At 47.5% G+C, this 8,120-nt stretch carries 10 protein-coding genes; 2 read left to right on the top strand and 8 right to left on the bottom strand.

All coding sequences use genetic code 11. From position 1 onward, the window contains the following. Positions 1–185: 185 nt before the first annotated feature. Positions 186–407 (bottom strand): hypothetical protein, encoded by a 222-nt coding sequence (locus tag L3D05_RS25610; RefSeq protein WP_239619202.1) that lies wholly within the window; start codon positions 405–407, stop codon positions 186–188. Between the two features lie 142 nt (positions 408–549). Beyond that, entirely contained in the window at positions 550–1,146 is a 597-nt protein-coding gene (locus L3D05_RS25605; RefSeq protein ID WP_239619201.1) for a stage II sporulation protein M, read from the bottom strand. A 173-nt stretch (positions 1,147–1,319) separates the two neighbouring features. Here L3D05_RS25605 and pdaB point away from each other — a divergent pair, with 173 nt between their 5' ends. Next, complete coding sequence (gene pdaB, locus L3D05_RS25600; protein WP_239619200.1) at positions 1,320–2,120, top strand: polysaccharide deacetylase family sporulation protein PdaB; 801 nt, start codon at positions 1,320–1,322, stop codon at positions 2,118–2,120. Here the strand turns inward: pdaB and L3D05_RS25595 are convergent. Next, complete coding sequence (locus L3D05_RS25595) at positions 2,113–2,733, bottom strand: KinB-signaling pathway activation protein (RefSeq protein ID WP_239619199.1); 621 nt, start codon at positions 2,731–2,733, stop codon at positions 2,113–2,115. The genes pdaB and L3D05_RS25595 overlap by 8 nt on opposite strands. 135 nt (positions 2,734–2,868) lie before the next feature. Between L3D05_RS25595 and gerD the strand changes: the two genes are divergently transcribed. After that, on the top strand, positions 2,869–3,573 hold the full coding sequence (gene gerD / locus L3D05_RS25590; RefSeq protein WP_239619198.1) for a spore germination lipoprotein GerD: 705 nt from the start codon (positions 2,869–2,871) through the stop codon (positions 3,571–3,573). A 66-nt stretch (positions 3,574–3,639) separates the two neighbouring features. Here gerD and salA read toward each other — a convergent pair whose 3' ends face one another. From salA to rpsI, 5 genes are all read right to left on the bottom strand, one after another. Then, positions 3,640–4,752 (bottom strand): iron-sulfur carrier protein/transcriptional regulator SalA, encoded by a 1,113-nt coding sequence (gene salA, locus L3D05_RS25585; RefSeq protein ID WP_369418011.1) that lies wholly within the window; start codon positions 4,750–4,752, stop codon positions 3,640–3,642. Between the two features lie 36 nt (positions 4,753–4,788). Next, entirely contained in the window at positions 4,789–5,547 is a 759-nt protein-coding gene (gene cwlD / locus L3D05_RS25575; protein WP_239619205.1) for an N-acetylmuramoyl-L-alanine amidase CwlD, read from the bottom strand. A gap of 93 nt (positions 5,548–5,640) precedes the next feature. Further along, positions 5,641–6,819, bottom strand: coding sequence for a sulfate adenylyltransferase (sat, locus tag L3D05_RS25570; RefSeq protein WP_239619197.1), 1,179 nt, complete (start codon positions 6,817–6,819; stop codon positions 5,641–5,643). Positions 6,820–6,865: 46 nt separating this feature from the next. Beyond that, on the bottom strand, positions 6,866–7,558 hold the full coding sequence (locus L3D05_RS25565) for a phosphoadenylyl-sulfate reductase (RefSeq protein WP_239619196.1): 693 nt from the start codon (positions 7,556–7,558) through the stop codon (positions 6,866–6,868). 152 nt (positions 7,559–7,710) lie between these two features. After that, positions 7,711–8,103 (bottom strand): 30S ribosomal protein S9, encoded by a 393-nt coding sequence (gene rpsI / locus L3D05_RS25560; protein ID WP_239619195.1) that lies wholly within the window; start codon positions 8,101–8,103, stop codon positions 7,711–7,713. Positions 8,104–8,120: the final 17 nt, after the last annotated feature.

Raw genomic sequence — 8,120 nt, 5'->3', positions numbered from 1 at the left:
TCGTTGTCGTCCGCGCTAACGGCGACTTTTATAATATACCACAGCTGACTAGTACTTGGCAACAGGTATTTTTTGGTTACCGTTGTTGTCCGTTATTTACTTCGTCCGCTCGTCCCCTCTAAAAGTGGGGCGAAAAATAATTTACCACATAGAAGCACCGTAGGTCAAGCATTTCTTTAAACTTTTTATCTTTGCAGTTTTAACCCCATCGCATAACGGGACAATTCCCGAGGGGGAGCAATGCGCGCATACATCCGGAATACGATCTTGTAACGTTTAGAGATCGCCTCCTTCACAGGGCCGTCCAGCCTACGATCGCTCATGTCGAGCAGCATCTCATCCATCTCTTTACGCAACAAATAGTCGAACTCCTTGCATTCCTTATCCGTAAACATCATACCTAGCATAGAGTGCGGACCTCCTATGAACAAGCGGCTTTTTACCGTCAATCCCCCCTAAGGAAGGAACTTCTCCGGTACGTTCTACTGTTATGCTCTTTTTTCGCCGCGTTTATGACAGGTCCACCCTCATGAGCTCAACTTTAACTGACTAACCAAAAAGCAAACTTTCAATCAAGCCAGCGACTATCAACAATACAACAACAACAATTAAAGCCGGCACCGCTCCGGTTGCCGTTCTTACGAAAGGCTGCCAAGACTGCGATTTGCCTAAAGCCGATCCGAACATCCCTTTAAGCAAAGTCATACCGAAACGCATGCCAAATGCTGCAGCCAGAAAAATAGCCGTCAATTCGATGATTCCATGAGGCAATATCTTCTGGATAACCACCAAACCTACGTTTTCGCCTTGCTTAGCCACTTCGTCAAGGACATACCCCATGAACATTCCGTTCATCACTAACATGATTACGGGCATTATTCCAACTATGATCCCTAAAGCCATCATCATTAAGGAAACATAAATATTGTTTAATGTGATACGGGCAAACGCCGCTAGCCCCGGGTTATCCGACTCCTGAATTGAATTCGCTATCGAACGCATACCTTCAATTTGTTTCCCTAATAGTTCATGGGGCGCATTGGGGGATCCTCCGATCACAACTCCCGCAAAAAACAAAATAATCGCAAAAATAAAATACGGTCGGATCTCTTTCCACGTCAACAATAACCCTTGGCGCGTAAACATGCCTGCATCTCCCCTCAAACAAACCTTTTAGAATCATCTTTATCGTTAGAGTCCTCTTCATATGAATAACTCTATGGGTCAAGCATACATTGATAGTATTCAAGCCACGACCTGTCCGTCCTTAGCAAGGGGATAGGCGTAAATCCTTACTCTGGAAGGAGCAGATTCATTCTATGAACCATTTTTTCGTTTTTAACGGACGACGAATTAAGAAAGTATTTTTCCTCTCGGTAGCTGCTATCCTGTCGATTGCGGTTATCTGGGTTGAGAAAAACAATCTGAGCGTATTCGCCCCCCACCCTCCGGCCGCAGTATACAGCGTACCTACCGAACGGAAAGTCATCGCTCTCACGTTCGATATCAGTTGGGGCGAGAAACGAGCAGATCCTATTCTTGAAGTTCTCAAAGCCAAGAACGTGAACAATGTTACTTTCTTCTTGTCGTCGCCTTGGAGCAAGACCCATCCGGATATCGTCAAGAAAATAACGGATTCCGGGTATGAGATAGGCAGCCATGGCCACAAACACGACAACTATAGCCAGTACAACGATGAGGAAATTCGTAAACAGATCACGATAGCCGACGGCATACTTAAAGATATGACCGGCAAGGCGCCTAATCTGATCCGGATGCCGAACGGGGACTTCGACAAAAGAGTGCTCCGAATCGCCGAAGAGCTCAATTATAAAGTCATTCAATGGGATACCGATTCATTGGATTGGAAAAACCCGGGGGTGGACACCATCATCAACCGCGTAGTAAACAAAGCTCACCCAGGGGACATCATTCTTCTGCACGCCAGCGACTCTTGCAAACAAACGCATGAAGCTCTGCCGGTTATCATCGACCAGTTGCGCGCTAAGGGGTATGAATTCGTAACCGTATCCCAAATGATTAACCAAACCGAGATGAACGGTAAAACAGTCGAAGACCGATCCGCATGGAATGAGCTCGCTTCCCCTTATTTTACTTAGCGGGGGCAACGACCGGGTTGGGGTTTGCTGCAGCCGGTTTCGCTAAAATTTTATGCAATTGCATGATTTGATAAGCATTACAAATGAATAGCGGAATTAATTGGTACAAGAGCGAAGAAATATCGCCCGTTTTGAATACAGGAACGGATTCCATGGCGGTGATCGCCACAAGGAAGAAAATCGTTGGAATCCAGGCACCGGAATTGGTTTGGTTAACCTTCATCCAGGCGACGAGTGAGGATACGATAATTAGCGCCAATGGGACCGTCCAATAAGTATGAATCGGAAAATTCGTATCATATGTCCAGTAAGCGATCTCCGCCAATACGAATAATGCGATGAATCCTTGGATGGCCACCCAGGAATAAGGTCGCTTAAATATGCTGCGAGCAATATAATTCAGCATCATATAAGCGAAGAAGCCCATATGGGAAAAGGCGCCAAACGTCATTCCGATCAGAGCCATCATAAGAATGTAGGATAACCACCCGCTGGCCTCCACATTTTTAAAATCAGGGTTGAACAATTGGATACTGACACTGCCGATTACGGTAACGATAGCCCCGATCAATATGGCCGTACCGAATAATTTCATCCATTTACGTAAATTCAATTCCAGTAACCTCCTCTGCATGATCAACATTCATTTTACCATGATCCACATAAAAAGCCATGAACATGTCCTTATATTCACAAGGTTGTCGAAGCATACTACAGCCATTACCCTATAGAAAGGGAGCTGATCGGTATGCTTCTTCGATTGCGTTGGTATGGGGGCTTATTGAGTATATCGTTGTTATCGTTGTTGCTTGCCTCATGCGGTCAAGAATCGGGGGGCAACAGCGGAGGCCAGATGAGCTATAAAGAAGTCAAAACGATGGTTATTGATATTCTTGGCTCCGAGGAAGCTCAAAAAGCAATGGAGAAAGCCTCCACGGCCCAATATGGCGAAAGCACCTTACAGATGAAAAGCATGACGCCTTCAGACCAAGCACAAGTCAGGATCGCCGTAAAAGACGTTCTAACCGCCCCCGAATACTCCACCGTACTGGAGAAAATCATGAAAGACCCCAAATTCGCGGGGGAATTCGCCAAAGCGGTAAGCAAGGACAACAAGCAAATCCATAAAGACTTAATGAAAGACCCAACTTATCAGAAAGAACTCGTCAGTATGTTCAAGACGCCGGAGATGGCTAAAATTTTAGCCGATTCCATGAAGACGGCCGACGCGCGCAAAGTTATCATGAGTTCGGTAACGGAATCGATGGAAAATCCGCTCTTCAAGCTCGAGATCATGAAATTACTCCAATCCGTCGTTAAGGAAGAGTTAACTCCCGATCAAGATAAGAAGAAAGAAGAGAAAAAAGGCGGTCAAAGCGAGGATAAGGGCGGGGATGCGTCTGCAAGCAGCAGCGCATCAAGTAGCCCATCAAGCAGCGCATCGGGCGGTTAAAGATAAAGCGGTTGAACGAGTGAGTCGCCTCACGAATCGTTCAACCGCTTTTTAGCGCTTCATCATTTATTTCCCACAGCGTTCAATAACCGCTTGCGCTAGCTGCAAATATTCTTTGCCGATTTCCGAATCCGCCTTGTACACTGAAGGTGAATAATCAGGCTCGGACGGATGGTTGTCCGGCGCCCCAAGCGGGAACTGCGCCAATAGAACGGTGTTAAGCGTCTCGGCGAGCTTGCCGCCGCCCCCACGTCCGAAAACGTATTCGCGGGTACCCGTTTCCTTGCTCTCGTAATAAGACATATTCTCGACGACGCCAATAATTTCATGATTCGTTTTGATCGCCATCGCGCCCGCTCGCGCCGCAACGAATGCCGCAGTCGCATGTGGAGTCGTAACGATGATTTCTTTGCTTTGCGGGATCATCTGATGAACATCCAAAGCGACGTCGCCCGTTCCCGGCGGGAGATCAAGCAACAAGAAGTCCAACTCCCCCCACTCAATCTCGGCGAAGAAATTGCGCAGCATCTTGCCAAGCATTGGGCCTCGCCATACGATCGGGCTATTATCTTCCACGAAGAAACCCATTGAAATCACTTTAACGCCGAATCGTTCGACCGGCTTGATTTTATTCCCGACTTGCTCCGGCCTTTCTTCGATGCCCATCATATCGGGCACGCTGAACCCATAAATATCGCTATCGATTAGACCGACTCTCTTGCCTTGGCGCGCTAATGCAGCGGCCAGGTTAACGGTGACCGTAGATTTGCCCACGCCGCCTTTACCGCTCGCGATAGCGATAAACTCTACTCCGCTCTCCGGATGAAGAATGGTATGCGATTCAAGCCCTTCTCCATGCCCCTTGACCGGAGGCGCTTGCTTCTCGCTAGCTTGCGCAGCTGGCTGAACCTTAGAATCGGCTTCCGTCTTCTCCGCGTCCGTCATGGCGCGGAAGCGGAAATGCGGATTCGTTACGTCTATACCGATTAACGCTCGTTTTAGATTTTGTTCCACGCTTGCAGATTGCTCCATGCTTCCTGGATGAAGCACGATAGACATAGATACATGAGCTTCCTTGACTACAATGTCCCGAACCAAACCAAGATCGATTAAGCTATGTTTAAGCGTTGGCTCAAGCACGGGTTGAATACAAGCTAGAACGGAATCTCTGGTGACCACGAATTCGACCCCCAATATTTGATTTACATTTATGTATTATAGCACAGGCTTGTCGATATCACCGGACGCATATCGTAAAACCCCTCTATAGATGGAAGCGGCAACCTTGCGCTGATACTCTTCATCCGCGAGCAAGTTCGCTTCCTCCGGATGCGAGAGGAAACCGACTTCCACAAGAGCGGTCGGCATATCCAGTGTTTTGAGCAAGTAGATCGTGTCCGCTTTTTTGGCTATTCGTTGCGTGTTTCCCAACATATTCCGCAATTCGGCTTGAATGACCGCCGCCAAACGCTTTCCTTCCTCATTTTTCGTGGAATAAAAGGTTTGCGCACCCGACCACCTCGGAGACGGTATGCTATTCATATGGATGCTGATCGCCAGGTCCGCTTGTTGCTTACGCACACGATCGGCCCTTTGCAGGAGATCCTCCGTCTTTCGCTTAGAGTATCCTTTCGTTTCAGGTAGCGCGAGATCATAATCCCCTTCCCGCGTAAGCTGGACAACGGCTCCCGCCTGCTGGAGATAATCCCTCAAATACAATACGATTGCTAAGTTCAGATCCTTCTCGATTACGCCGTCCCGACTAACCGCCCCTCCGTCGGCACCGCCATGACCGGCATCGAGTGCGATTATTTTACCTGATAAAGGCAATGACCAATGGCTCCAAGTTCTAGAAGAAGGAATTTCGCTAATAAATACGACTGCGGTTAACATCATTAAACAAACCACGATACCGAGCCTTAATAGAGCCCGTCGAGTCATCCATACAACCAGATGCTTTCGTTTTAAGATCATCCATAAGCGTTTACCATATCCATTAAACAATAAAATCCACCTCGCCCCGGGAAAACTCCCTACATTTTATGGGACAAGGTGGATATTTATGATTTAGATTGCGTAAGTTTTGCTAGCTTCTGCCATACCTTCGATCAGAATCGTAGCCACTTCCGGTCTTGAGAATTCAGGAGGCGGACAAATTCCGTCGCGCAACAATGCACGTACCTTCGTACCCGACAGAGTCAGATGATGTTCCTTGTCATGCGGGCAAGTTTTGCTGGAAGCCATATTTCCGCACTTCGTGCAGAAGAAGCTGTGTTCGAAGTACAACGGCGTAATGCCAAGTTCTTCGGCAGGCAAGGACTTCAGCAGATCTTGCGCTTCGTAAGTTCCGTAATAGTCGCCCACGCCTGCATGGTCTCTACCTACGATAAAGTGGGAACAACCGTAGTTTTTGCGAACTAATGCATGGAAAATGGCTTCCCGAGGTCCAGCATAACGCATTGCCGCCGGGAACACTCCAAGAAATGCCCGATCGGACGGATAATAATTTTCCAGAAGAGCTAGATAGCTTTTCATCCGCACGTTGGCTGGAACATCATCGGATTTGGTCTCGCCCACGAGCGGGTTAAGAAACAATCCATCGACGATTTCCATAGCTGCTTTCTGAATATATTCATGCGCTCTATGCACGGGATTACGAGTTTGAAAACCAACGACGGTTTTCCACCCTTTCTCCGCGAAAATACGCCGAGTTTCCGTAGGGTCAAAGTAAAATTCATTGAATTTCTCAGGCACTGGACGGTTCAATACTTGGATCGATCCGCCCACATAGTTGTCAGGACGGTCGAATAGCTTAACGACGCCCGGATGCTCCATGTCGTCCGTCTTGAACACTTGAACCGCTTCATGACGCTTGTTTACCTTGTAAATGCTCTCGACGTTCAAGACAGCGTACACGACGCCATTATTCTCGCCGACAAGCGCTGCCTGTTGTCCGACAGTCAAGCTTGAAGCTTGGTCGTCCGTAATCGCAAGCGTGATTGGAATGCTCCAGATCGCACCTTTAGCGAGTCTCATATTGTTCACGACTGACAAATAATCGTCTTCGTTCATAAAACCGGTCAACGGGCTGAATGCACCGACGCCGATAAGGTCAATATCCGATATCGTCCAAGTGTTCACAGGGATAGATACCAGTTTCGTAGCTAGAGCGAGCAGTTCATCCCGTTGTTGCCCCTCTACTACTCTGTTGATCAACTGTCCGCCATGCGGTTGAATTGCGCTCATGTGCTGAGTAGCTCCTTCTTGAATCGTTATAGATTTACCCGTTTGTTTATTTGTGAAGCCCGCATTCCGTTTTCTCGTTACCTGCCCAACGTCCAGCCCGTGGATCCTCACCAGGCATAACCTGCTTGGTGCAATGTTCGCAACCGATACTTGGATAGTTCTGATCATGCAACGGGTTATAGATGATATCGTTAGCCTTAATATATGCCCATACTTCTTCCGAAGTCCAAGCGGCGATTGGGTTGAATTTAACGAGCCCGAATTTGGTATCATATTCAACCTTCTTCGCATTGGCGCGAGTAGGCGCTTGATCGCGGCGAATTCCCGTAATCCAAGCTTCGTATTGCGAGAGAATGCGCGTCAACGGCTCAACCTTGCGCAGGTTGCAGCAAGCTGTCGGATCGCTCTTCCATAACTCTTCCCCATGCTCGGCTGCTTGCTCTTCCGGAGTCAGCTTGGATTTAACTTCAACGAACTTCAAGTTGTACTTCGCAGCCATCCGATCGCGTGTTTCGTAAGTTTCTTTGAAGTGAAAATCCGTATCCAGGTAGAAAATATCCGTGGATGGGCTAATCTTCTGAATCATGTCCACTAGCACAACATCCTCTGCGCCGAAGCTGCATGCGAAAGTAATGTTAGGGAACGTTTCAATTGCCCATGCGATGACCGTTTCCGCCGACGCATTCTCGAACTCCTCCGCTTTTTGGCGAATGAGGTTTTCTTTTTCGATCAAGTTCATCAAAATGACCTCCCGTGAAATCCTACTATTTAAGTATGAATAGATAATATTATACGCTTAGAGGCGTAAATGTTCAATCTCTTACATAAGAAAATGCCTTTCCCACCATCATAAATAATGGGAGAAAGGCATCTGGTAATAATCGATGAATATTAACGTTTGGAGAATTGAGGAGCGCGACGAGCGGCTTTCAATCCGTATTTTTTACGTTCTTTCATACGTGGATCACGAGTCAGGAATCCAGCTTTCTTAAGTGCAGGACGAAGCTCAGGATCTGCTTTAAGAAGAGCACGGGAGATACCGTGACGGATCGCGCCAGCTTGACCGGAAGTACCGCCACCATGAGCCAATATAAGAATATCATATTTGCTTACTGTGTCAGTCAGGTTCAACGGTTGCTTAACGATCAATTTCAAAGTTTCCAAATCGAAGTAGTCATTGATTTCACGTTTGTTGATAACGATGCGGCCTTCACCCGGCACGAGTCGAACCCGCGCTACGGAGTGCTTGCGGCGACCCGTTCCTAAATATTGCACTTGAGCCATTCGTAAGTCCTCCTTTT

The sequence above is a fragment of the Cohnella mopanensis genome (assembly GCF_022352055.1).
Lineage (GTDB): Bacteria > Bacillota > Bacilli > Paenibacillales > Paenibacillaceae > Cohnella > Cohnella mopanensis.
This window is presented reverse-complemented; position numbering and strand designations above follow the sequence as displayed.